Origin of the sequence: Streptomyces sp. M41 (genome assembly GCF_043673425.1) — a bacterium.
GTDB lineage: Bacteria > Actinomycetota > Actinomycetes > Streptomycetales > Streptomycetaceae > Streptomyces.
Genome location: NZ_JBIMKE010000019.1, coordinates 105,467 through 128,745 on the forward strand (window position 1 = coordinate 105,467; position 23,279 = coordinate 128,745).

The 23,279-nt window shown below is 73.2% G+C and carries 22 protein-coding genes and 1 pseudogene; 11 read left to right on the forward strand and 12 right to left on the reverse strand.

Annotated features, from left to right (window positions below):
- Window positions 1–362 precede the first annotated feature (362 nt).
- Entirely contained in the window at window positions 363–1,457 is a 1,095-nt protein-coding gene (locus ACHBTE_RS22885; protein ID WP_394725889.1) for a glutamate--cysteine ligase, read from the forward strand.
- An 88-nt stretch (window positions 1,458–1,545) separates the two neighbouring features.
- Here the strand turns inward: ACHBTE_RS22885 and ACHBTE_RS22890 are convergent, their stop codons facing one another.
- Window positions 1,546–2,700, reverse strand: coding sequence for a hypothetical protein (locus tag ACHBTE_RS22890; RefSeq protein ID WP_394725890.1), 1,155 nt, complete (start codon window positions 2,698–2,700; stop codon window positions 1,546–1,548).
- Window positions 2,701–2,902: 202 nt separating this feature from the next.
- On the opposite strand from ACHBTE_RS22890, the gene ACHBTE_RS22895 reads away from it, so the two are divergent.
- The 8 genes from ACHBTE_RS22895 (at window position 2,903) to ACHBTE_RS22930 (ending at window position 9,066) form a co-directional block, all read left to right on the forward strand.
- Window positions 2,903–3,406 (forward strand): SRPBCC family protein, encoded by a 504-nt coding sequence (locus ACHBTE_RS22895; protein WP_394725891.1) that lies wholly within the window; start codon window positions 2,903–2,905, stop codon window positions 3,404–3,406.
- Complete coding sequence (locus ACHBTE_RS22900; protein ID WP_394725892.1) at window positions 3,399–5,018, forward strand: phytoene desaturase family protein; 1,620 nt, start codon at window positions 3,399–3,401, stop codon at window positions 5,016–5,018. Before ACHBTE_RS22895 ends, ACHBTE_RS22900 begins: the two co-directional genes overlap by 8 nt.
- Before the next feature lie 45 nt (window positions 5,019–5,063).
- The gene (locus tag ACHBTE_RS22905) at window positions 5,064–5,540 is read left to right on the forward strand and encodes a hypothetical protein (protein WP_394725893.1); all 477 of its coding nucleotides are present in this window, start codon (window positions 5,064–5,066) and stop codon (window positions 5,538–5,540) included.
- 135 nt (window positions 5,541–5,675) lie between these two features.
- On the forward strand, window positions 5,676–6,557 hold the full coding sequence (locus ACHBTE_RS22910; RefSeq protein WP_394725894.1) for an SDR family oxidoreductase: 882 nt from the start codon (window positions 5,676–5,678) through the stop codon (window positions 6,555–6,557).
- 113 nt (window positions 6,558–6,670) lie between these two features.
- Window positions 6,671–6,925, forward strand: coding sequence for a DUF2945 domain-containing protein (locus ACHBTE_RS22915; protein ID WP_394725895.1), 255 nt, complete (start codon window positions 6,671–6,673; stop codon window positions 6,923–6,925).
- An 11-nt stretch (window positions 6,926–6,936) separates the two neighbouring features.
- Complete coding sequence (locus tag ACHBTE_RS22920; protein WP_394725896.1) at window positions 6,937–7,425, forward strand: MSMEG_6728 family protein; 489 nt, start codon at window positions 6,937–6,939, stop codon at window positions 7,423–7,425.
- 68 nt (window positions 7,426–7,493) lie between these two features.
- Entirely contained in the window at window positions 7,494–8,354 is an 861-nt protein-coding gene (locus tag ACHBTE_RS22925; RefSeq protein WP_394725897.1) for an oxygenase MpaB family protein, read from the forward strand.
- Between the two features lie 94 nt (window positions 8,355–8,448).
- A complete protein-coding gene (locus tag ACHBTE_RS22930; protein ID WP_394725898.1) occupies window positions 8,449–9,066 on the forward strand; it encodes a TOPRIM nucleotidyl transferase/hydrolase domain-containing protein in 618 nt (205 codons plus the stop codon).
- Between the two features lie 46 nt (window positions 9,067–9,112).
- On the opposite strand, the pseudogene ACHBTE_RS22935 reads toward ACHBTE_RS22930, so the two are convergent.
- The 3 genes and pseudogenes from ACHBTE_RS22935 to ACHBTE_RS22945 form a co-directional block, all read right to left on the reverse strand.
- Window positions 9,113–9,675 (reverse strand): annotated as a pseudogene (locus tag ACHBTE_RS22935) (hypothetical protein); the annotation flags it as partial.
- Window position 9,676: 1 nt separating this feature from the next.
- A complete protein-coding gene (locus ACHBTE_RS22940; protein WP_394725937.1) occupies window positions 9,677–10,336 on the reverse strand; it encodes a DNA alkylation repair protein in 660 nt (219 codons plus the stop codon).
- 112 nt (window positions 10,337–10,448) lie between these two features.
- Window positions 10,449–11,099, reverse strand: coding sequence for a hypothetical protein (locus tag ACHBTE_RS22945; protein WP_394725899.1), 651 nt, complete (start codon window positions 11,097–11,099; stop codon window positions 10,449–10,451).
- A gap of 160 nt (window positions 11,100–11,259) precedes the next feature.
- On the opposite strand from ACHBTE_RS22945, the gene ACHBTE_RS22950 reads away from it, so the two are divergent.
- Complete coding sequence (locus ACHBTE_RS22950; protein ID WP_394725900.1) at window positions 11,260–12,399, forward strand: AI-2E family transporter; 1,140 nt, start codon at window positions 11,260–11,262, stop codon at window positions 12,397–12,399.
- An 80-nt stretch (window positions 12,400–12,479) separates the two neighbouring features.
- Here ACHBTE_RS22950 and ACHBTE_RS22955 read toward each other — a convergent pair whose 3' ends face one another.
- Window positions 12,480–12,833 (reverse strand): hypothetical protein, encoded by a 354-nt coding sequence (locus tag ACHBTE_RS22955; protein ID WP_394725901.1) that lies wholly within the window; start codon window positions 12,831–12,833, stop codon window positions 12,480–12,482.
- A 163-nt stretch (window positions 12,834–12,996) separates the two neighbouring features.
- On the reverse strand, window positions 12,997–14,733 hold the full coding sequence (locus ACHBTE_RS22960) for an FAD-dependent monooxygenase (protein WP_394725902.1): 1,737 nt from the start codon (window positions 14,731–14,733) through the stop codon (window positions 12,997–12,999).
- A gap of 308 nt (window positions 14,734–15,041) precedes the next feature.
- Between ACHBTE_RS22960 and ACHBTE_RS22965 the strand changes: the two genes are divergently transcribed.
- Entirely contained in the window at window positions 15,042–16,760 is a 1,719-nt protein-coding gene (locus ACHBTE_RS22965; protein WP_394725903.1) for a SpoIIE family protein phosphatase, read from the forward strand.
- 72 nt (window positions 16,761–16,832) lie between these two features.
- Here the strand turns inward: ACHBTE_RS22965 and ACHBTE_RS22970 are convergent, their stop codons facing one another.
- From ACHBTE_RS22970 to ACHBTE_RS22995, 6 genes are all read right to left on the reverse strand, one after another.
- On the reverse strand, window positions 16,833–17,231 hold the full coding sequence (locus tag ACHBTE_RS22970; protein WP_394725904.1) for a nuclear transport factor 2 family protein: 399 nt from the start codon (window positions 17,229–17,231) through the stop codon (window positions 16,833–16,835).
- Window positions 17,232–17,288: 57 nt separating this feature from the next.
- Window positions 17,289–18,053, reverse strand: a complete 765-nt coding sequence (locus ACHBTE_RS22975) for a restriction endonuclease (protein ID WP_394725905.1) — start codon at window positions 18,051–18,053, stop codon at window positions 17,289–17,291.
- A gap of 153 nt (window positions 18,054–18,206) precedes the next feature.
- Entirely contained in the window at window positions 18,207–19,223 is a 1,017-nt protein-coding gene (locus tag ACHBTE_RS22980) for a DUF5914 domain-containing protein (RefSeq protein WP_394725906.1), read from the reverse strand.
- A complete protein-coding gene (locus ACHBTE_RS22985; protein WP_394725907.1) occupies window positions 19,220–20,329 on the reverse strand; it encodes a phytoene/squalene synthase family protein in 1,110 nt (369 codons plus the stop codon). The genes ACHBTE_RS22980 and ACHBTE_RS22985 overlap by 4 nt, the downstream gene beginning before the upstream one ends.
- Entirely contained in the window at window positions 20,326–21,897 is a 1,572-nt protein-coding gene (crtI, locus tag ACHBTE_RS22990; RefSeq protein WP_394725908.1) for a phytoene desaturase family protein, read from the reverse strand. The genes ACHBTE_RS22985 and crtI overlap by 4 nt, the downstream gene beginning before the upstream one ends.
- The gene (locus ACHBTE_RS22995; protein WP_394725909.1) at window positions 21,894–23,204 is read right to left on the reverse strand and encodes a polyprenyl synthetase family protein; all 1,311 of its coding nucleotides are present in this window, start codon (window positions 23,202–23,204) and stop codon (window positions 21,894–21,896) included. The genes crtI and ACHBTE_RS22995 overlap by 4 nt, the downstream gene beginning before the upstream one ends.
- Window positions 23,205–23,279: the final 75 nt, after the last annotated feature.

A 23,279-nucleotide genomic window follows, 5' to 3' on the forward strand; every position in this document is an offset into this window, starting at 1 on the left:
TCCTCGGCTCGGCGGGTACGGTCCGGCCGTCGGGCCGCGACTCCTCTCCAGCGTCGGACGACAGCGGCCGATCGGCATGTGCCGGCCGACCCCGGAGCGGGGCCGAACGGCCCGGGCACCGGGAGCCGGGCACGGCAACCGGCCCCGTCGGCCCGGGAACCGGATCGGCGGGCGCCGGACCGGGTCGGGGCCGGGGAGCGCCCACTTGTCCCTCTCCGGCTGTCCCAGGGTTTGTAGTGCGCCGGTTGCGGCACTCGGACACCCACATATGCGAGACCCGTAAGGGGAGGTCATCGCGGTTCGGGATGCGACGGCCGGACCCATGGGGATCCGGCGGCGCCGGGCGGAACAAAGGGCGGTCGATGACGACGATCGGCGTGGAAGAGGAGTACCTGCTGCTCGACCCGGCAACGGGTCTGCCGGTGCCGAGGGCGAAGGAGGTACGGGCCGCGGCTGGGCTGGGGAGCCTGGTGAACGACGAGGAGGTGCAGCACGAGCTGCTGCAGGCCCAGGTCGAGGTGGCCACCCCGGTGTGCGACACGCTGGAGGAGGCGGGCGGGCATCTGCTGCGGCTGCGGCACGCCGTCGCGGTGGCCGCCGAGGAACACGGCTGCCGGCTCGCGGCCTGCGGGACCTCGCCGCTGCGGCGCGCGCGCCCCGTGGCCGTGACCGACGAGGCCCGCTACCGGGCGATGGTCGAGCAGGCCCCGCAGCTGGTGGCGGAGCAACTGGTCAACGGCATGCATGTGCATGTGGCCGTGCCCGACCAGGAGGCGGGAGTGCAGGCCCTGAACCGGATCCGGCTCTGGCTGCCCGCACTGACCGCCATGTCGGCCAACTCCCCTCTCTGGGACGGCCACGACACCGGCTTCAGGAGCTGGCGCACGGTGGTGTTCAGCCGCTGGCCGGTGAGCGGGATGCCACCGCCCTTCGAGGACGCCGCGGACTACGAGCGCCGCGTGAAGCGGCTCGCGGACGCCGGCCTGATCGCGGACACCGGTCAGCTGTACTGGCAGGCTCGCCTCTCGCAGCGCTACCCCACCATCGAGGTGCGCTGCTCGGACGTCCAGCTCGGCGCGGACGAGGCGGTCATGCTCGCCGGGATCATCCGGGCCCTGGTGGTGACCGCCCTGTCCGAGGCGGACGGCGCGGTCCCCGCCCTCGACCACGACCCGGAGCTGCTCCAGGCCGCCATGTGGCATGCCGCCCGGCACGGCCTCGGCGACACCCTGGTCGACCCCGGCGGCACGCTGAAGCCGGCCGGTGAGGTCCTGCACAAGCTCCTGAGCCATGTGAGCCGCGCTCTGGACTCGGCCGGCGACACCCGGCAGGTGACCGCACTGGTGGACCGGCTCCTGCGCGACGGCACCGGCGCGGACCGGCAACGCGCCGCCCTCGCCGACGGCGGCCTCCAGGCGGTCACCGACCTGATCAGCGTCCGGAGCACCGTCCCGTGACCGGACGGTCGCGCTCGACCGGGACCCCCGTGCGCACACCCGGCGACCACCTCACCGGTCGCCGGGCACCAGCTCTGGCAGGACCGCCTCAGGCTTCGAGGCGTTCGGTGTACGCCTCGGTCGGCGGAGCGGGCACGGGGCTCGTCATGCCCACCGACCAGAAGCCCGTGGTGCCGCGGACGGCCGTCACATCGTTGAGGTACGGCGCCGGCGCCGCGCCGACCGGGCCGCGCGCGAGCGTCCAGGCGCCGCCGTCCCTGCGCAGATATGTACTGCGGCTCTGGTCCTGGTAGTTCCAGCCCGAGATCCACGCGGCCCGGCCCTGCGCATCTCCGGCGATCCCGGTGAGCGACCCTGCGACGAAGCCCGCCTCCACCCGGGTCCAGGCCGTCCCGTCCCAGTGGCTGAGGGAGGGGTTGCCCGGGCGGCCCGGCGGCCCGCCGACCCCGGCCTCCGTGCCCACCGCCCACACGTCGTCCGGACCGGCCGCGTGGACGTCGGCGAGGCCCAGGCGCAGACCCGGAACCGGAGGGAGGACCGTCCAGGCGCCGTCCCAGCGGGCCACGAGGCCGGACCAGCCGCCGCCCGCGGCCTGGTCACCGCACACCCAGATCTCACCCGGCGCACGCAGGAAGACCCGGTACAGATTGGCGCTCGCGACCGGCAGCGGGTCCAGCCACCGCCATCGCCGCCCGTCCCCGGACAGCAGGCGAGCGGCTCCGCCCCGGCTGCCGCTGACCCACACCCTGCGGTCGGGGCCGACCGCCACCGCGGTCAGGCGGACGCCCGTCTCGTTCATGCCCGGGAACGCGGTCTCGCGCCAGGTGGTCTCGTCCCACCGCAGCAGCGGGCTGCCGGTTCCGGCCGGCTGGCCCACGCTCCAGGCAAAGGCCGCGCAGACACCGGCGACATCGGTCAACCGCGTGTGGCTCAGATGCGCCAGGTCGGTCTTGGTCCAGGCACTGCCGTCCCACTGCATCGCCAGCCCGCGCCCCCGGGACGGCCCCGCCAAGCCCTCCTCACCCACGGCCCAGGCCAGCCCGGGCCCGGCGGCGATACGACGTAACTGCGCGGCAGGTGTGCTGCCGGGCGCGGGCACGGCCTGCCAGCCCTCAGCACGGGAAACCGGCGACCGGTTCCGCGTACCGGCGGGCGTCGGTTTCACGGCCGCGGACGGGACGGTGCCGAGCGCGATCCCCGAGACCGCGCCGATCGCCCCTGCCACAAATCGCCTGCGTCTCACTGCTGGATCCCTCCCCATCGACCGGGCGGACAGGAGGGACCACCGTGAACCAGCGCACCTCGGCGGTCTAGATACGTACGTGACAAAGCGGGAAGCCCGGCGCGGACCATGACCTTCCCGATTTGGTTGGGATCCGCCCCGCGCGGGCACTCGGGGCCGGGCCGACGGACCACTGGGGTCCAGCCCTCTGGAGGAGGTCTCCGTGGCCGTACGCCATCGACTGATCCGAGTGAGCCCGGGCGCCGTATGGGCCGTCCTCGCCGACGGCACCCGGTACGCGGACTGGGTGGTGGGGACGTCGGGGTCCCGCCCGGTCCGCGGACAGTGGCCGCAGCTGGACGCTGCCATCCGCTACGAAGTCCGGCTCGGTACGGCCCGGCTCGTCAACGAGACCGTCGTGCGCCGCTGCGACGAAGGTGTCTGTCTGGAGCTGGAGGCCCAGGCCGGGGCCCTGGGCACGGCACGTATCGCGATCGAGCTGCGGCCGTGGGGCGAACACTGTCTGGTGATCGTGGACGAGCACCCCCTGCGAGGAGCGGGCGGGCGACTGCACAACGTCGGCTTCGAGGTGCTGATCCAGCTGCGCCACCGCGCCATGCTCGCCCGCCTGGCGAGGCTGTGCGAGAGCGAGGCAGGCGACGACGCCCGCTCCGCATCGCGAGAGGCGGCGGCGGTGTCCGACGTGAGCGGAGCCGACCATGCCTGACGCCGTGGTGATCGGCGCGGGGCCCAACGGCCTGGTCGCCGCCAACGTGCTGGTGGACGCCGGGTGGAGCGTCGAGGTGCTGGAGGAGCAGCCGGAACCGGGCGGCGCGGTGCGGCACGACCGGGGCGTCGACCCCGACTTCGTCAACGACGTCTTCAGCTCCTTCTACCCCCTCGCGGCGGCCTCGCCGGTGCTGGCCGCACTGCGCCTGGAGGACCACGGGCTGCGCTGGAGCCACGCCCCCAGCGTGCTGGCGCATCCCCTCCCCGACGGCAGCTGCGCCGTGCTGGACCGGAACGTAGAGATCACCGCCGCGTCCCTCGATGCCTTCGCGCCGGGCGACGGGTCGGCCTGGCGGCGACTGCACGACCTGTGGCAGCGCCTTCAGCCCGACCTCCTGAACACCCTGTTCACCCCGTTCCCGCCGGTGCGCGCCGGGGCGCGGCTGGCGTGGCGGCTGCGGGCCGCGGGCGGACTGCGCATGGCCCGCTCCCTGATTCTGCCCGTGCGCCGCCTGGGGGAGGAGGAGTTCCGCGGCCAGGGCGGCCGACTGCTGCTCGCCGGGAACGCCCTGCACGCCGACCTCGCCCCGGAAGCGGCGGGCAGCGGCGGCTTCGGCTGGCTGATGGCCATGCTCGGACAGACGTACGGCTTCCCCGTCCCCGTCGGCGGCTCCGGAGCCCTGACCCAGGCCCTGACCCGACGCCTCACCGCACAGGGCGGCCGGGTGCGCTGCGGGCAGCGCGTCGAGCGGATCGTCGTCCGTGACGGACGGGCCGTCGGCGTGCGTACGGCCGCCGGTGAGGCGGTCACGGCACGCCGGGCCGTCCTGGCGGACGTGTCGGTGCCCGCCCTGTACGGCGACCTCGTCGAGCCCGCGCATCTGCCCGCGCAGCTGCTGGACGACCTGCGCCGGTTCCAGTGGGACTTCGCCACGTTCAAGGTGGACTGGGCGCTCGACGGCCCGGTCCCCTGGCAGTCGGAGCAGGCGACCCGGGCCGGCACCGTGCACCTCGCCGACGGCATGGACGAACTCACCCGCTTCGCCGCACAGATCGCCATGCGCCAGGTCCCCGACCGCCCCTTCGTGCTGTTCGGCCAGATGACCACCGCGGACACCACCCGCTCACCGCTCGGCACCGAATCGGCCTGGGCCTACACCCACGTCCCCCACGAGATCGGCGCCGACGCCGCCGACGAGGGCATCACCGGAAGCTGGGACACCAAGGACCAGGAAGTCATGGCCGACCGGGTCGAACGCCAGGTGGAACGCTTCGCACCCGGCTTCCGCGCGCTGATCCGCGCCCGCCGCGTCCTGGCACCCCCGACCCTCGAGGCCCTCGACGGCAATCTGACCGGCGGCGCCATCAACGGGGGCACGACCGCGATCCACCAACAGCTCGTCCTGCGCCCCGTCCCCGGCACCGGACGCCCCGAGACCCCGGTCCCGGGTCTCTTCCTCGCCTCCGCCGGGGCCCACCCGGGCGGCGGTGTGCACGGCGCCCCGGGCGCCAACGCCGCCCGAGCCGCGCTGCACCGCCACCGGCCGCCCGGTCTCGCCGGCGCCCAACGGCTCCTGACCCGCCGCGACCGCACCGGAAGCAGACGCTGACCCGCACCCGCCTCACCGCCGCGGACGCACCTCGCAAGGAGGCCCATGAACGCCGACCGACACGTTCCCGACAGCGCCGAGGGCCCCGACCGCGACCACCGGCGCCCCGCAGGCGTGGACGACAAGACCGTCGAGGCCCTCGGAGCCCTCTCCAAGGCCCTGGAGACGACCGAACGGGCCAGAGGCCGCCTGTACGACTTTCATCAACTGACCGGAACCGCCGACCTGCAGTTGGACAGTGCCGTCCGGCTGCTGCGCGAGGCGGGTCACCCCGAGTGGGCGGAGAAGGTGCGCTCGGAGATCCTCGGCCGCAACGTCATCCCCGGGCACTGGACGTTCCAGATGATCGAGGCCTACGACGCCACCTACTACCAGCCGTTCCGGCAACTGGAGGCCAGTGTGGTGCGGGAGCTCGCGCAGGGGCGTGACCACCTGTACGAGGCGGAGCTGAAGGAGCAGCGCCGCACACCCGGTCACCCCGATCACACCGCGCGCCCGCCGACGCCCGGTGCGCAGACCTGACGCGCGCCGGCGACGCCGCGCACCCGCAACCCCGCGACCGGAGGTCCGCGCATCCGGACACCGCCTCCGCAGGGAAGTGGCTGATGAGACGTCCGATCCGAGCGACAACGATCCGAGCGACAAGGAGGGCAGCCCGTGCCCAGCAGTCCGCTCGCCGGCCGAACGGTCGCCGTCACCGGTGCCGCCCGAGGCGTCGGCGCGGCCCTGGCCCATGAGCTCGCCCGCCGCGGCGCCCGGGTCGCACTGCTCGGCCACGAAAAGGCGAGCCTGGACGCGGTGGCCGCGTCCCTGCCGTGCCCGGCCCTGCCCGTCGAGGTCGACGTCACCGACCCGGCCGCACTGGACGCCGCCGCGGACACGGTACGGACCGGCCTCGGGCGTCCCGCGGCCGTGGTGGCGAACGCGGGCATCGCCGAGGGCGGCCCGTTCCTCGCCTCGGATCCGGAGGCATGGCGCCGCGTGATCGACGTCAACCTCACCGGCAGTGCCCACACGGCTCGGGCGTTTCTGCCCGACCTGCTCGACACGGCGGGCTACTTCCTCCAGGTCGCGTCCCTGGCGTCGATCGGCGCCGCCCCCATGATGAGCGCCTACTGCGCCTCCAAGGCGGGCGTCGAGGCCTTCGCCCACTCCCTGCGGGCGGAAGTGGCCCACCGCGGAGTCGGTGTGGGCATCGCCTATCTCAACTGGACCGACACCGACATGATCCGCGACGCAGACCGGTACGCCGTCCTGCGCGAACTGCGCACCCACATGCCCCCGCCGGCCCGCCGGGTCTACCCCGTGGACATGGTCGCCGCCCGCCTGGTGCGAGGACTGGAACGCCGCCGTACGGCCGTGTACGCGCCCGGCTGGCTCCGCCTCACCCAGCCGGTCCGCGCCGCCCTGCCGCCCGTGGTGCTGCGCGTGTCCCGGCGGGCGCTGCCACGCCTGGAGGCCGAGGAACCCGTGACCTGCACCGGCCCGCTGGGAGCCGGCGGCCGGGCCGACCGCGCCGCGTCCGAACCGCGCGCCTAGCCGCCGGCGACCGCGCACAGGGAAACGAGAACGAGGACGAGAACGAGGACGAGGACGAGGACGAGGACGAGGACGAGGACGAGGACGAGGACGAAAAAGGAGAGCACAGCACCATGGCGAGAAAAACGAAGAAGACGAGTGACGCAGCCAAGGGCAACAAGGGCAAGAAGCTCACCCGAGGCGACGAGGTCGAGTGGGACAGCCACGGCAGCACCACGGAGGGCACGGTCGAGCGGAAGATCACCCGCCGTACCGAGGCCGCCGGCCGCACCGTGGACGCCTCGCCCGAGGATCCGCAGTACGAGGTGCGCAGTGACAGATCCGGCAGGTCGGCGGTCCACAAGCCGTCGGCGCTGCGCAAGAAGTGAGCCGGTGACCGATGCAGACGTTCCTGCCCCACCCCGACTTCCGGCAGACGGCCCTGCTCCTGGACCGACGCCGGCTGGGCAAGCAGCGCGTCGAGGCGTTGCAGGTCCTGCGCGGTCTCACCGTCCCGGGCTACGGCTGGCGCCGGCATCCCGCCGTACGGATGTGGACCGGGTACGAGGAGGCACTTGTGCGCTACGGCCTGGAGGTCTGCCGGGTCTGGCGGGACAAGGGGCACCAGGACAGCTGCGCCGCCTCCCTGGTCGCCGGCCTGGCCGCACACCGCCCCGGCGCCGCGGTGCGCGGCCAGGCCGACCTGGCCGCGGCCGGCGAGCTGCCGCCCTGGCTCGGCGACGAGGCCTTCCACGAGAGCCACCGCTCCGCCCTGGTCCGCAAGGACCACGAGGTGTACGCCGACCTGTTCCCCGGCGTCCCCGACGACCTGCCCTACGTATGGCCGGCATCGGACCGCGAACCGCGGCCCGCTCCCACCGGACCGTGAAGGACACCGGCGTTCCCGAATACCGGCCGGCATCGCGGACACTGGCAGCAGGAGAGGGGAGGCCGCCCATGCTGACCGTCGTCCGTGAACAACTGGGCCAGGCCTTGTTCCGCCGCGTCGCCGGCCCCGACGGATCCGCCACGCGTGCCCGCATCCACCACACGCCGGGCCCGCGCTGGTTCGGACCGGACCGCCCGATCCGCACGGTCCACGGCGACGCCTCGATGTTCATCGGCGGCATCAGCGCGCTGCTCCTGCAGTCCCTGCACCCGCGGGCCATGGCGGCGGTCGCCGGGCACTCCGGCTTCCGCGGCGACCCCTGGGGCCGGCTCCAACGCACCAGCACCTTCCTGGCCGTGACGACCTACGGCACCGCCGACGACGCCCAGCTGGCCGTCGACCGCGTCCGCGCCATCCACGACCGCATCCGCGGGACCACGACCGACGGCGAGCCATATCACGCGGGCGACCCGCACCTCCTGGGCTGGGTGCACGCCGCCGAGACCGACAGCTTCCTGCGCGCCCACGAACGCTACGGGGCGCACCCGCTGGACCCGGCCGACTACGACGCCTACGTCGCCGACACCGCGCGCGTCGCCACGGCGCTGGGCGTGTCCGACCCGCCCCGTGACCGACGCGAGCTGGCCGAGCGCCTGACCGCCTACCGCCCCGAGCTGCGGGCCACCCCCGAGGCCCGCTCCGCGGCCCGCTTCCTGCTCTTCCAGCCGCCCCTGCCCCTGCCCGTACGCCCCTTCTACGGCGGCCTCGCCGCCAACGCCGTAGCCCTGCTGCCGCCCTGGGCCCGCGGCATGCTGTGGCTGCCCCGGGTCCCTGTCATCGAGGACCTCGCCGTACGCCCCACCGGCCAGGCCCTGACCCGCACCATCCGCTGGGCCATGCGGCCACCGGGCCAGTCCCGGCCCACTTGAGCGCCCGACCCGGAGGCGCGTGGCCCGCGGCCTCCGGGACGGCGCCGGCGAAAACTCCGTGCCCCGCGGGCCCGTCCAGGAGCAGAATCTCCCCATGGCGGACATGGGAGCGTTCCGGGACGCGGTCGCCGGCTGGGCGGCGGGCGACGCCGGTGGCCCGGCGAGCGAGCTGGCCGACCGACTGCGGCTGCGGACCGCCGTACTGCTGGAAGGGCCCAGCGACCTGGCCGCCGTAGAGGCGCTCGCGGCGCGCTACGGCCGGGACCTGCCCGCCGAGGGAGTGTGCGTCATGCCCATGGGCGGAGCGATGAGCGTCGGCCGCTATGCCGGTCTCCTCGGACCACCGGGTCTCGGCCTGCGCCTGACCGGCCTGTGCGACGAGGGCGAACGCCGTTTCTACGACCGCGGCCTCGAACGGGCCCGCGCTGCGCGCCACGGCGTGTTCGTGTGCGTGTCGGACCTGGAGGACGAGCTGATCCGTGCCCTGGGCGTGCCACGGGTCGAGGAGATCGTCGAGGCCGAGGGCGAACTCCAGGCTTGGCAGACCTTCCTGCGCCAACCCGCACAGCAGGGCCGCCCGCCGCAGCAGCAGATGCGGCGCTTCCTCGGCACGAAGAAGGGCCGCAAGATCCGCTACGGCCGCCTGCTGGTCGAGGCCCTGGACGGCGCGCGCGTACCCGCCCCTCTCGACGACCTGCTCGCGAGCGTGTGACCAGGGTGGCACGCGGGCCGGTCAGGGGCCGGACGGAGTGAACCGAGGCGCCCGCGTCGTCGACGTACAGGAAGGGCTTCTCCCGTACGGTCGGGGTCCGGTCGACCGTGGTGTACGGCGGGTTGGGGAAGCTGTTGCCCGGCACGCCCTGGCTGCCGACGAAGACCATGTTCCAGTTGGCGCCGGTCCAGCCGCCGAGTTGGGAGTTACGGGTCAGCCACTGCTGCTGGGTGCCCGAGCGGACCTGTCCGTCGATCTTGGTGTCGGCCATGAAGCCGCCGCTGGACCAACCGCCGTCACTGAGTTCGAGGTTGCCACGGACATGCATGCGCCGGTACGCGGACGCCTGGGAGACCGCCCATCGGTCGGTGCCGCCCGACGGGTTCACCGAGAGGTTCTCCGCGCCGCGCCAGAAGTTGTGAGTGGTGTTCTGCGGCGGGAACCAGTCCGCCTCCACGTGCACGGCGCCGTTGACGGTGACCGAGTCCGGTGATTGGCCCAGGCCGAGCACCTGGGTGTAGAAGCCGACGTTGACGTCAAGCGCTGCGCGGCCGTGCCGTTGCAGGTGTACTGCACCAGTCGCACGCTGTCGGACGTCGAGGCGCCGGGATCAGGCCACCGGTTCGTCGGCGCCCTGCCGTCGGCGCACCATCTCGGTGATCCAGATCGGCGCGAACGGCGATGTGCAGCCCGGTGAGGTCGGGTAGTCCTTGAGCACCTGCAGGCGCTCGCCGATGCCGAGGGCACGGGTGCGGTGTTCGGGGTGCTCGATACCGATCTGGGCCAGACAGTGGTTCATCGCCCACTGAAGGCGGTCCGGGGCGTCCTTCATCTCCGCCTCGATGACGTCGAGCAGGCCGGTGAGGTCGAGGCCCTCGGCCTTCTTGGCGACGCGCTCGGTGGTCAGCGCCCAGCCCGCGCTCGCGACCACCGGGTCCGGATCGGCGGACCAGGCCAGGCGCAGCTCCTCGGCGTGCGGGCTCTTCTTCACCACGTAGTTCATGAGCCAGTCGTGCACCTTGGGTGTACGCGCCTGACGCACCATGGCGTCCAGCTCGTCCGGCTGGAACGCCTTCGGCCGGCAGATCAGAAGGGCCAGCAGTCGCGCCGCGGTGTCCTGCGTCTCCCAGAGTCGGCACGCGAGGTCCTGCTGCGTCTTCAGCCGCTTCGCGAGCGCGCGCAGCTTGCCGAGGTTCACACCGTGATCGTCACCGTGCCTCTCGTTCACGGCACGAGCCTTGGGGTCCTCGAGCTCGGCCAGCTCGGCCATCACCTCGGCGACCGTCGTCCCGCCCGGCGTCGTCCCGGCCACCTGGGCCCTCCCGTCCCTCGTGTGCGGAAGTCACCCTACGACGGAAGCCGGGCTCTCGGCCCCTGCTGCCCTACCCGGTGAGGCCCGCGAGGGCCAGCGCCCCGGTGATGGCACGTAGATCCAGCGGATCGCCATCGGGGCCCGTGCGACGCAGGCCCCCCGACAGCAGAGCGGGCGCCAGCCGCCCGGCCTCCGCATCCGCCAGAAGCCCGTCCGCGCCGGGCGTCCCGACCGTGCCGTCGATGTAGAGGCCCAGTTCCCTGAGCAGGCAGGCGCGGTCGACGAAGTCGCTCATACCGCAGTCCAGGCCGTCGTCCCCGAGGCTGTCGGGGTAGGGCGCCCGGGCCCAGGAGCCGTGCTCGTACCAGTAGACGCAGCCGAGTTCGTACCCCTCGAGCCGGTCGCGGAGTTCCTCGTACGGCAGCCAGTGCGGGCCGCCCGCCAGCATGTCGATCGGCGGCCTGTGCCACTTCACGCCGCTCGACTCGTCCTCGCCGTAGAGGACGAACCGGCCCTCGCCCCTCCTGGACATGACCCACCAGGTGCAGCCGGAGTCGTCGTGATTGAGGCCCGAGGCGTCGATCCAACGCCCGGTCCGGCGAAAGCCCAGCCGCCCCTCCTCGTCGACGGTCGCACCGAGGGCCGCGAGCAGTGCCCAGCGCCCCCACAGCACCTCGCCCGGTGGCAGGTCCTCCGGCAGTCCTGGACGGTGAATGGTCATCTGTGCCCCCGTGTGGTCCTCGTCCCGATGATGATCACGGCAACGGTACGGCGGCCCAGGTCTGTGAGCCGCCCCGCCCCCTCGTCGCGTACGGGGTGCCTTCGGGCGAATTCCGGGCCGTGCGCGCGGGTCGGCGGTCGGTGGGTGGTACGGGCATGAGATGTCCACGCCCCCCGATCCGCCCGCCTCGCCGCTCGGACGCCTGAGCGGCGCGGAGGCGCGTGTGCCGGGCGCGCTGCGGACCGCTGCCGCGTACGCATGGCGGATCATCGCGATCGGCATCGTCGTCCAGGCCGCCTTCTCCGTCCTGGGGCAGTTCCACCGGATCGCGGTCGCCGTCTTCCTCGGTCTGGTCGTCGCCGCGGTGCTCCGCCCCGTGGCCGGCCTCATCGCCCGCGTCATGCCCCGGCCCCTCGCGGTCGCGACCGCGCTCATCGGCGGCACCGTCCTGGTCCTCGGGGTGCTGGCCCTGGTCGGCGAGGTCGTGGCGGATCAGCGCAGAGGGTTGCAGCGGGAGTTCGTGGCGGGCATCGACCGGATCGAGCGCCGGCTGGAGGACCCTCCCTTCCGGCTGCCCGCCGACACGTTCGCCGATCTCCAGTCCCGCATCGGCAAGCTCCTGTCGAGCCATCGCTCCACCGTCATCAGCGAGGCCCTCAGCGGCGCGAGTCGGCTGCTGGAAGTGCTGACTGTGCTGGCGCTGGCCCTGTTCTGCGCGGTCTTCTTCACCTACTCCGGCGAGCGGCAGTGGCGCTGGCTGTGCGACCAGCTCTCGACGCCGGCCCGTGAACGGTTCGCCGTCGCGGGCGAGGCGGCCTGGCGGACCTTCACCGGCTACACACACGGCATCCTGCTCGTGGCGGCGACCAACGCGGTCCTCGTCGGCATCGCGCTGTTCGCGCTGGGCGTCCCCCTCGCCATGCCGTTGGCGCTGCTCGAATTCCTGGCCGCCTTCATCCCGCTGATCGGCTCACCGATCGCGCTGGCGGTCGCGGCCGTCGTGGCGCTGGCGACGAAGGGACCGCTGATCGCCCTGCTGGTGGTCGCCCTGATCGTGATCATCGGCCAGATCGAGGGCCACCTGCTGCACCCCATCGTGATGAGCTGGGCGGTCCGTCTGCACCCGGTCGTGGTCGCGCTGGCGGTCGTCGGCGGGGCGGTCGCGGCAGGGGTGATCGGCGCAGTGGTGGCCGTGCCGCTGGTGGCCGTGCTGTGGTCGGTGTACCAGGCCCTGCGGGAGCGGGCGGCCGGCCCGCAGGAGGCGGCGGCCCGCTCCGGTGAAAAAGCCCCCGGAGAGTGAAATCCCCGACCGGGCCCGCCCGGTCGGGGATGTGCACGACTCGGTCCTCGCGGCGCTCGAATTCGCCGGCCGTAATGCCATCAGGCCCGGTTGAGACGGGCCGCGATTCCGTGGCCGATCAGCAGATAGAGGGCGGCCGGGAGACCGTAATTGAGAACGACGCGCAGGGATTCTGTGTCCATGGTGAAAATATCCTGTGCCCATCCGGAAAGCCAGTCAGCCACCGCGTGTACGAACTCGACGAATGGATTGGCCTGGTTCGCGTCGAGCAGATGGAGCAGGACCCACAGCCCGAGGAAGCCGGCCGCGATATCAGCGATCGTGCAGATGGCAAGGGCCGCTCTACGAGTGGTGGCCTCGTTGCGGGCGGAGCGCTCGGGCCCCGGCGGCTGGTCGTAGGTCGGGTATCCGGAAGCCGGACCGATGTCGTTCACGGGGCATCCAATCTGACGCGCCGCATTGACGCGCTGCATTGTCGGAAGGCCCGAACCGGGCGGCGGGATCCGGCCTCGGCCCATGGCCTGTTTCTGACCGATTCAGCGCCTCGTAATAGCCGCCGTGTTACACCACGCTCCACGGCGGCCCATATATGCCGGCCTATTCGGCCACGTCCCCAAATGCCGGTTCGCGAGGTACATTTCCGGGTGGCTCGGAAGGAAGGTCGAAGACACGTCCGAGAACGTCGGACAGCGCGGCCACCGCTTCCGGGGTGGTGAGGGGGGACAGCCGGGCCGCGAGGTATCCGTCCGGTCGCACGAGGAGCGCGGTCGCGGCCCCGAGGCCGTACAGCCGCCGGCACTCCGCCGCACCGTCCAGGAAGACGGGCAGGTGCCAGGCGTCGGCCAGTGCCCTGGCCTTTCGCGCCGTGTCCTCGTGGGCGGCGATGACGAACGCGGCCACCTTGTCGCCGGCGATCCGGTGCACGGCCGCGGCGATCTCACGGCAGGCGGTGACCGCGTCGGGCGAGTCGGCGTAGAGCACCAGGACGTGCCCGCGGTCGCGCAGCAGGTCGTAGAGGCGCAGCGGTGCCGCGGCCACGCCGGCGGTGAGGCCGCGGCAGTCGGGGGCCCGCTCGCCGGGGCGCGGACCAAAAGAGCCGCCCGGGTCGCCGTCCCCGCGCCCGGCGCCGTCTGCCGAAACCAGGGGACTGCCGGGGTAGGCGACGAGCAGCTGTGCCTCGCGCAGCATCACCGTGGTCATGTCGTCCGGCCCGGCCCGTATGCCCTCGGTGGCGTGCCGGACCGTGCGCCCCACCACCTCCGCGCCGACGGGCCGGCGCTCGGCGTCGTAGCTGTCGAGAAGCCGGGGACCGGCGCCTGCCTCCACCGCCGACGCCAGCTTCCAGGCGAGGTTGTAGGCGTCCTGGATGCCCGTGTTCATGCCCTGGGCGCCGGTGGGCGGGTGGATGTGCGCGGCGTCCCCGGCGACGAAGACCCGTCCGACGGAGTACCGGTCGACCAGGCGGTGACTGATGCGGAACACCGACGACCAGCGCATGGCGGACGCGGTGGTCGGCTCGGGGGAGAGCCGGTCCAGAACCGCCTGGATGTGCTCGATCCGGGGCGCACGCCCGCCCTCCAGGCCGTGGGCCACCTCGCCCGGCCCGGCCCCCGCGTCCCTCGCGGACAACTCGGGCGGCACCATCATCGACATGCGGTAACGGCGGTCACCGGGCAACGGGACACAGACCAGGACGTCGTCGACACGGCCGTCCCCGTCATGGTGCATGGCGCGCAGGCCGTAACCCTCCGGAAGGCCCCAGTCCACCTCCACGTCGGCGAGCATGTACTCCTCGGGAAAGGCACCCCCTTCGAAGGTGAGCCCCAGCCCCTTGCGGACGCCGCTGTGCGCCCCGTCGCAGCCGACCAGGAAGCGGGAGCGCAGCTCCTGCTGGGCACCGGACGCCGTGACGATCCGGCTGACGACCCCGCCCTCGTCCTGCGTGAACCCCACCAGTTCCGTGCCCCGCTCGATGCCGGTGCCGAAACGCGCGAGATGCTCCTCGATGATCCGTTCCGTCTCGTACTGGGGCAGGGCGGCGAAGCCGTACGGGACCTCCGGCGGCAGCCGCAGCTCGAACCGCGCCTGTTCGACCCCGTCGGCGTACATCAGCTGCCCACGCAGCGGCACGGCCACCTCCAGAGCGGCGCGCACCATGCCCATCCGGTCCCAGATCTCCAGCGTCCGCGGCTGGACGCCCACGGCCTTGGCGTACGGCAGCCGGGCCGGAAGCCGGTCGATCAGCCGGCAGGCGACGCCCTGCCGCCGCAGCTCTGCCGCCGCGGTCAGCCCGACCGGTCCCGCGCCCACGATCAGTACGTCTGTGTCAGCCACCGGCGTCTCCCGCGAAGACCCCCCTTCGGACCCCCTTCGGAACCCGCCTCCATCGTCCACCGGCGAAACGGCACCGGCGACCCGTCGAGTGGGGCACGAGGCGGTGCGCGGCGGACCGCGCTCCTTTCGGTGCTGGCCGGCTCGTGCCCCGTACTCGGGCGGCAAGCCTGTGACAGCTGATCCGGGAGTGAAGCCGAGTGAAGCCTTGGCAGGACGTGGAATTCCCGCATGCTTGGGCATACAGGGAGGACGGACAGACAGGGCACACCGGCGAGCGGGGCGCCGGCCGGGAAGGGGAGGTGGCCGCGATGGCGGGAGCAGAACGTACGGGGACCGTCCACGGGCCGTTCCGGCCGACGGTGTCCCCGCGGTTGTCCGGTGCGCTGGAGCCCATCGGCACCGGCGCCTACATCGTGGACGAACAGGGCTGCATCCTCGCCGTCAACGCCCACGCCGAACGCCTGCTGGGCCGCCCCGCCGGTGAACTCCTCGGTCACGACGCGCACGACCTGCTGCATCGCGGTCCACTGGGAGAACCGCTGCCGAGGACCCGCTGCTCCATGCGGCAAGCGTTCCACGCCGGACGCACGGCCCAGGCCGACGAGGACTACTTCGCACACGCCGACGGCTCCGTGCTGCGCATCTCCTGGATGATCACCCCGTACGACATGGGCGACGACCAACCGGGCACGCTCGTCGTCTTCCATACCCCCGGCCACCCGGAGGAGCCCGCTGAGCAGGAGGAACCGACGGCTCAGCCGCTGTCCGAACTGCACCGGCTGGCTCTGCTGGCCGAGACCACCGCGCAGCTGACCTCCACCCTCGACGTCGACGAGGCGCTGGCCAGGCTGGTCACCCTGGTCGTGCCCCGGCTGGCGGACTGGGCGGTCGTCGACCTGATCACCGAGCGCGACGAGGTGTGGCGTACCGTCGTGGCCCACGCCGACGGCGACACGCTCGTGCATCACGAGGACCTCCAGGGACCGATGCCGCCCATCCCCGAGGAATCCCCGATGCCCCTGTCCAGAGCCCTGCGCGGGGTCGCGTCCACCATCGCCGGTCCACAGACCTACCAGGGGCCGCCGGACTCCGGTATCGCCGTCGAACAGCGCCGCCTGTTCGACGCCACGGGGATGCACTCCGCGGCCATCGCCCCCATCCGCAGCACCCGCGCCGTCCTGGGTGCGCTCACGCTGGGCCGCGGCGAGAACCCGGCCGCCTTCACACACACGGACCTGCCTCTGATCGAGGACATCGCGCGCCGGGCGGGCCTCGCCCTGGACAACGCCCGCCTCTACCAGCGCCAGCGCAAGGTCGCCGAGACCATGCAGAACCATCTGCTGCCGCAGATGCCGGGCGTCCCGGGCCTTCAGTTGACCGTCCGCTACCTGCCCGCCCCCGACGCCTCACAGGTCGGCGGCGACTGGTACGACGCCTTCCCCCTGTCGGACGCCTCCACCGCCCTGGCCATCGGAGACGTCGTCGGCCACGACCTCGAGGCGGCAGCCGGCATGGCGCAGGTGCGCAACATGCTCCGCGCCTACGCCTGGTCCCAGCACGACCCGCCCAGCCGGATCGTGGAACGGCTCGACGAGGCGATGCAGCACATCACCGACGTCACCATGGCCACCATGATCTTCGCCAGAATAGAACCGGCCGAGACCGGCGACTGGCGGCTGTCCTGGACCAACGCGGGCCACCCTCCACCCCTGCTGATCAGTCGGGACGGCCTGGCAAGCTACCTCACGGACGGCCACGGCATCCTGCTCGGCAGCCAGACGGACAGTGGGCGGCCCGACGCCACCGCGCTGCTCCCGCCCGGATCCACCCTGGTGCTGTACACCGACGGCCTCATCGAGTCACCCGGCGACACCATCGACACGGGACTGAGCCGGTTGCGCCGGCACGCCGCCGCCCTCGCCCACCGCCCCCTCGCCTCCTTCACCGACCAGCTCCTGAGTCGCGTCCGCCCGGTCGACAACGACGACGACGTCGCTCTGCTGGCCTTGCGCGTGCCCAGGGACTGAACCCGCTCGCGACGACGACGTCCTCGCCACCGGCGGTCCGCCGTGCCAGGGACGATCGTGGCCGCGCCCCCCTCATTCCGTGACCGTGTCGCCATGACGATGGGCCACCCGCCACTCACCGTCCTCGCGGCGGTACACCTGGGTCGCCCGCAAGGTGTAGGTGCGCGGTTCTCCGTCGACGCTGGCGGAGGTGTGTTCGAGGCCGGTCGTGTAGGCCATGTCTCCCGCGACGTCGTACGCCACCAGCTCGAACACGTACGACGTGCAGTCGGAGAAGGTCCTGCCGAGGCCGGCGAAGAGCTCGTCCAGCTCCCGCCGGCCATGGGCGCTGCGCCACGCCCCCATGACGCTGACGGGCTCCCTGCGCGACCAGATCGCCTGGCGGGGCGCGGCGTCGCCGTTGTGCAGGGCGACCTCCGCGTCGTGAAGAGCGGTCCTGACCCACGTCAGGAAATCGTCGCGGTCGCTCATGCCTTCATCATGCGCCCGTGGATCGGGGGCGACCATTTGCGCCCGCACCCCGGTGGTTCAAGCCTGCGCGGCTGCCTCCCACGGCCGGGGACCGGTGCCGTCCGTCCAGGCCCGGAGGGTCTCGCCGTCCACGCACACGATCCCGCACTGCTCGGCGTATTCCAGCGCCGGTGTCGTGAAGTCGCTCGTGGTGACCAGTACGGCCATGTCGGCCCCGTGGACGGTGAAGCAGGTGCCGCCGAAGCGCTGGAGATCCTGGGAGCCGACCCGGTGGGCGGGGTCGTAGCGCTTGCACTGGATGACGACCCGGCTCCCCTCGGGCGAGACGGCGAGGACATCGGCGCCCAGGTCGCCCGCGCCTCCTACGACCTCTACGGCGGAGCAGCCGTCCCGTTCGCACAGGGCGGCTATCGCCTCCTCGAACTCCTCAGGGGTCAGGGCGTCGTAGGCGCAGACTCCGGGACCCGGCGCGTCGTACGCCACGGTGACCTCGGCGGCGGCGACCGGGCGCTGACGGGGAATCACCGGAGCCTCCAACTCGTCCGCCGCCCTCCTCGCCGCCTCGTCGAGCGCCGCCGCGGCCCGGCGTGCCGCCCCGGCCAGGTGCCATCGGCGTCCCAGGCCCGTGGAGCCCGCGATGCCCACGGCGACCAGGGCGAACATCCAGGCGGGGCGCTGCTCGACCGCGTCGGCCACGGTGCGGGCGGCGAGACCCAGGACGCTCAGGGCCACCGCGAGTAAGACGAAGAACAGGGCGGTCGAGCGAAGGTTGAACCTCTGCCGGCGGTTCGCGGGCGGCGTGGGGTCCGCGGGTGCGGTCACGGCATGCCCCCTCTCATAGGGCCACGGGAAGATCACTTCCGCCGTTTGCCCAAGATCGGGGATCTTGATCATGCGCGTCTCACATGGACCTGACATGCATCGAAGCCACCGCGCCCACCCGCGCGGCGCGGGGACCGTATGTCTCGCCGCGCCTCACCCGGGGAAACGCCCCGTCGAGCGCAGCTCCCAACGCCGCTCCGCGTAGGCGAGGTCGTCGCGCCACAGGCGTCCCGACGCCGCGGCCACCAGCGGACGCAGCAGCGGTGCCGCCGTGCGGGCGACCGCGAACCCCCGGCGCTCGGACGTCGCCACCACCGCTTCGACGACCGCGGTGCGCGGGCGCCCGTGCCTGTCCGGTCCGAGCGGGGTCGCATGGGTCTCCACGACCGAGCCCGCGCCGTCCCCGGCATCGATGCGCATGACGACCGTGCGTGGCTCGGGAGCGGTGAAGACCGCCCGGACGGGCACGACCAGCCGCCCGGCCACCTTGAAGGAGACATCGACGACGAAGCAGTCGTCACCCGCACCCGCACCCGCATCGGGCGTACTGACCACCTCCAAGTCGACGAACGAGTACGGGTGGTACCACGACCCGTGCCACGGATCGAGACGATTGGCCATGACGTCCTCGGGCTCGCACGTCCCGGTGCCGACGTGGACAGCCGTCAGCGCACGGCCGGCCGGGGGCCGTCGGGGCACGACCGGGGCGTCGAGCGGCGGTTCCCCGCCCACCTCGTCGAGCCGGACCCAGGTCAGAACGCCGTCGTCGTGCACCGGGAACGGGGTCCAGCCCGCGTACGGTGTGCCGTCGAGGGCGAGTCCGTGCCAGTGGCACACCAGCGTGCCGCAGTGCACGGGGCTGTCTCGCAGAGGTGCTCCCAGATGGGGGCACATCCCGGGACCGCCGACGGGGCGGCCGTCGCCGCCGCGCCAGACGACCACCTCGCGCCCCGCCACGGTCCGGGCCAGCGGACGGTCGGCGCGCAGGTCGCTGGAGGCACCCACGACATACCAGTTCCCCGACGGACGAGCGTGGGCGCGCTTGAGCGCCTCGGCGATCACCGCGGGCCTGGCCTCGCGCCACGTGGGCCGCTGACCGGACCAGGGAACGGGTCGGCGGCGTACGGACAGCGGGAACCGGCGGCGCCGGCCCGGCGGGTCGTGGGTCATGCGACCTCCTCCGATGCGGATCTGCCGGCGCCCTGGGCGGTCCGGGCGGCCCCCGCACTCCGTTCGTCGGCTGCCGCTGCCGCTGCCGCTGCCGCTGCCGCTGTGGCTGTGGCTGTGGCTGCGGCTTTCGGCGTTCGAGGCGGCACCGGTCCGCCGGGGTGGCGATGCCCGCCGCCCGCGCGGAGACGGGCGGCGACGACCCGGGCGAGCCCGGCGGCGGCCACCGTGGCCCGTCGCCGGCGCGGGACCACCGACCGGCGGTGCAGGACCGCGTAGCCGTCACGGGCGACGGCGTCCAGAATCCCGCCGTAGAGCACGAACGCGGTGCTGATGCACGGTCGTGCCACCGGATCGAGCATCTCGATGCCCGGGGCCGCCTCCCGGTACACACCGCGCGTGAGTGCCTCGAACTCCCGCAGCGCGCCGCCGATTCGGCGGTCCTGGCGGCCCGTGTCCCGGCTCCAGCGCAGCAGTTCGCGGTCGACGCCGTGCCGGGCGAGCAGATCCCCGGGCAGATACACCCGGCCCCGGTCGAGATCTTCGCCCACGTCCCGCAGGAAGTTGGTGAGCTGGAAGGCCACTCCCAGCGCGGCGGCGTGGGGCGCGGCCTCTTCCCGCGGGGCCACCGTGCCGAGCACCGGCAGCATCTGAAGCCCGATGACCGCGGCCGAACCGTGCATGTAACGGCGCAGGTCGGTGTAGGTGGGGTAGTCCGTCACCACCAGATCGGAGCGCATGGCCGCCATGAAGTCGTGGAAGTACGCGTGATCGATGGCGTACCGGCGCGCGGTGTCGGCCAATGCCAGCACCACCGGCTCGACGCTGTGCCCGTCGCGCAGCCCGTCGTCCAGGCTCTGCTGCAGCGTTGTCAGGGCGGCGAGGCGGCCGTCGGCGGACACATCCGCGTCGAGCGTGTCGACGATGTCGTCGGCCCAGCGGGCGAAGCCGTACAGGGCGTGCACGGCCGGCCTGCGTTCGACGGGCAGCAGCCGGGTGGCGAGGAAGTAGGTCCTGCCGTGCCGGGCGTTGAGCGTGCGGCAGTGGCGGTACGCCCGGCGCAGCGCCGGGTCGGCGATCCCCGCGGCGTCGAGTTCGCGCTCGGTCATGCCGGAGCCTCCTTCGTGGCGATCTCCGACATGGATGCCGTGGCCCGGATCGCCTCGGCCGACCGGGTACGGACCGCTCGGCGTGGCGGGCGGCCGGTGATCCGGGAGGCCGCCAGCTTCCCCGACAGCAGCACGGTCGGCACGCCGACGCCCGGTGTCGTGCCGCAGCCGGCGAGGAGGGCGTTCTCGGTGCCCCGCACGACGTTGCGGGGTCGGAACGGCCCGGTCTGGAAAAGGGTGTGGGCCGCGGAGAAGGGGGTGCCGGCGGCGTGCCCGTCGGCGTGCCAGGACGCGGGCGTGACCAGCGACTCCTCCTCGATCGCGGCCTCGATGCCGTCGAGACCGCGCCGCTCGAGCTCGGCGAGGAGCGAGGCCCGGTAGCGCGGACCGAGCTCGCCCCAGCTGGCTGCCGCGGGCCCGATGTCGGTGTTGGGGCAGGGCGCCAGGACGTAGTGCAGATGGCGACCGGGGGGAGCGAGCCCGGGATCGGTGGCGGTGGGCCGCGTGATGAGCAGCGAGGGATCGCTCATCAGCCGTCCCGTGCGGGTGAGTTCGTCGAAGGTGCCCCGCCAGGCCGCGCCGAACGAGAGCGTGTGATGGGCGAGATGCGGCCACGTCCGGTCCGTCCCCGCGTGCAGCACCACCGCGGAAGGCGAGTGCCGCAGCCGCACCGGGCGACGGGGGCGGCGGCCGAGGAGCCGGTAGGTGACGGGCAGGTCGGGGGTGAGGACCACCGCGTCGCAGGGAATGCGGTCCCGCTCGGTGATCACGGCGGTGATGCGCTGCCCCGACCGTTCCAAGCTCGTCACCCGCTCCGCGAACCGCAGTTCGGCGCCGGCGTCCCCGGCGGCGTCCGCCATGGCCCGCGGCAGCGCGTGCATGCCGCCCTTGGGGAAGTACACCCCGGCGACGGTGTCCATGTAGGCGATGACGGCGTACGCGGCCAGCGCCCGTGCCGGGGGGACGCCGGCGTACAGGGCCTGGAAGGAGAAGACCCGGCGCAGCCGCTCGTCGCGCAGGAAGCGGCCGATACGGGCGTCCAGCCGGCCGAAACCGCCGAGGGCGGCCAGCCGGGCCAGGTCGGCGTGGAGCAGGCTCAGGGGTGAGTCGAAGTCGACGTCGATGAAGCTGCGCATCTGCACCCGGTAGAGGTCGCGCAGCCAGCGTCGCAGCCGCAGGTAGCCCGCCGCCTCGTCGGCCCCGGCGAAGCGCTCGACCTCCGCGGCCATCGCCTCCGCGTCGGTGTGCACGTCGAGCGTGCTGCCGTCCGCGAAGCAGGCCCGGTAGGCCGGATGCAGGGCGATCAGCTCCACTCGCTCATAGAGACTGTCGCCGACCGCGGCGAAGGCCTCGTCGGCGAGTTCGGGCATCGTCAGCACCGTCGGGCCGGTGTCGATCCGATAGCCGCCGAGATCGAGGCGTCCGGCACGGCCGCCGGGACGCATGTCGCGCTCCACCACGGTGACGCGGCGCCCCGCGCCCAGCAGATGCAGGGTGGCCGACAGCCCGGCGAGTCCGGCGCCCACGACCACCACGTGGTCGGTCCTTCCGGGCACGACGGCGGTCATCGCACGCCCTCCTCGGTGGCGGTGGCGGTGGCGGGAGTGGCGGTGGCGGCAGTGACAGCGGCAACTGTGGCTGTGGTCCCGCCGACCGCCGCACTCAGCAGCCGGCGCAAGCGCGCTCCGCCGTGCGGGTCGAGCAGGGCGGCGTCGAGATGCCGCAGTCCCTGTGCCACCAGACGGTCGATCTTCGTCACTACCGTGGCCCGTGCCGCCGTGCGCTCCAGCACGGTCCGCACGTCGTCGAGCCCTGCCTCGGTCAGCCCTGCGTCGCCCCGCGACCGGTCCAGCACCGCGAGGGCATCACGGTCTCCGGCGGCCTCGGCGCGGGCCCGTGCCAGCGCGAGCAGATACGTCGGTTTGCCCTCGCGGACGTCTCCGCCGGACACCTTGCCGGTCCACCGGGGATCGCCGTACAAGTCGTCCAGGTCGTCGCGCAGCTGGAACGCCATGCCGACGCAGCGACCCGCCGAGCACAGCGCCCGCGTCGTGGCCTCGTCCGCGCCGGCCAGAGCCGCGCCGAACGCCAGGGGCCGTTCGACGGAGTACCGGGCGCTTTTGAGACAGGCGGTGCGCAGGGCCCGAGGCAGGGATCCCGAAGCCGTGATCTGGCCTTGGACGTCGAGATACTGACCGGCCACCATCTCCGTGCGCATGTCGCTCCACAGCCGCCGCACCTCGGCCCCCGCCCGGTCGCTGAGCGGTGTCGCGGCCACCAGGTCGTCCGCCCAGGCCAGCGCCAGGTCGCCGGCGAGGATCCCGGCGGCCTCCCCGAACCGCGCGGCACGGGTCGCGGGCCCCCAGCCGTCGTACTGGGACCGCACCTGGGCATGCAGGGCGGGCCGCCCCCGGCGGAGAGCCGATCCGTCCATCACGTCGTCGTGCACGAGGGCGCAGGTCTGGAGCAGTTCGAGGGCCGCGCCGATCCGCAGTGCGGCGGCGACGGATCCTTCGCCGCCGCCGCAGGCCCGCAGGGACCACCAGATCAGCTGCGGCCGGACCCGCTTGCCGCCCGCCTGGGTGAAGCGCGCGACCCGCACGGCCAGATCCTCCGCGAACAGCGGGTCCAGGGCCTCGGCTCGGGCGACGCGGTCGGCCAGGACGTGCTCCAGGACCCCGGCGACGGCGGCGGACACGTCCGCGTCCACCGCTTCGGCGTCGAGCGCGTCGCCGGGGAGGAGGACGGCCCCGGTGTCCGAAGCGTCGGAAGACGCGCGGGCGACACGCACCCGGCCGTCTCCCGACGCGGGGACCAGGTGCGGGACGGCCGGCGGCCCGGCCGTGGGGTGATCCTTCGCCGGTGTGGGACCCATCCTGTTCCTCTCGTGCCGGTGGTGGCGCAGCGGTCGTTCCCTCACCGACCTCCTTCACCTCGTACGCCGCACATG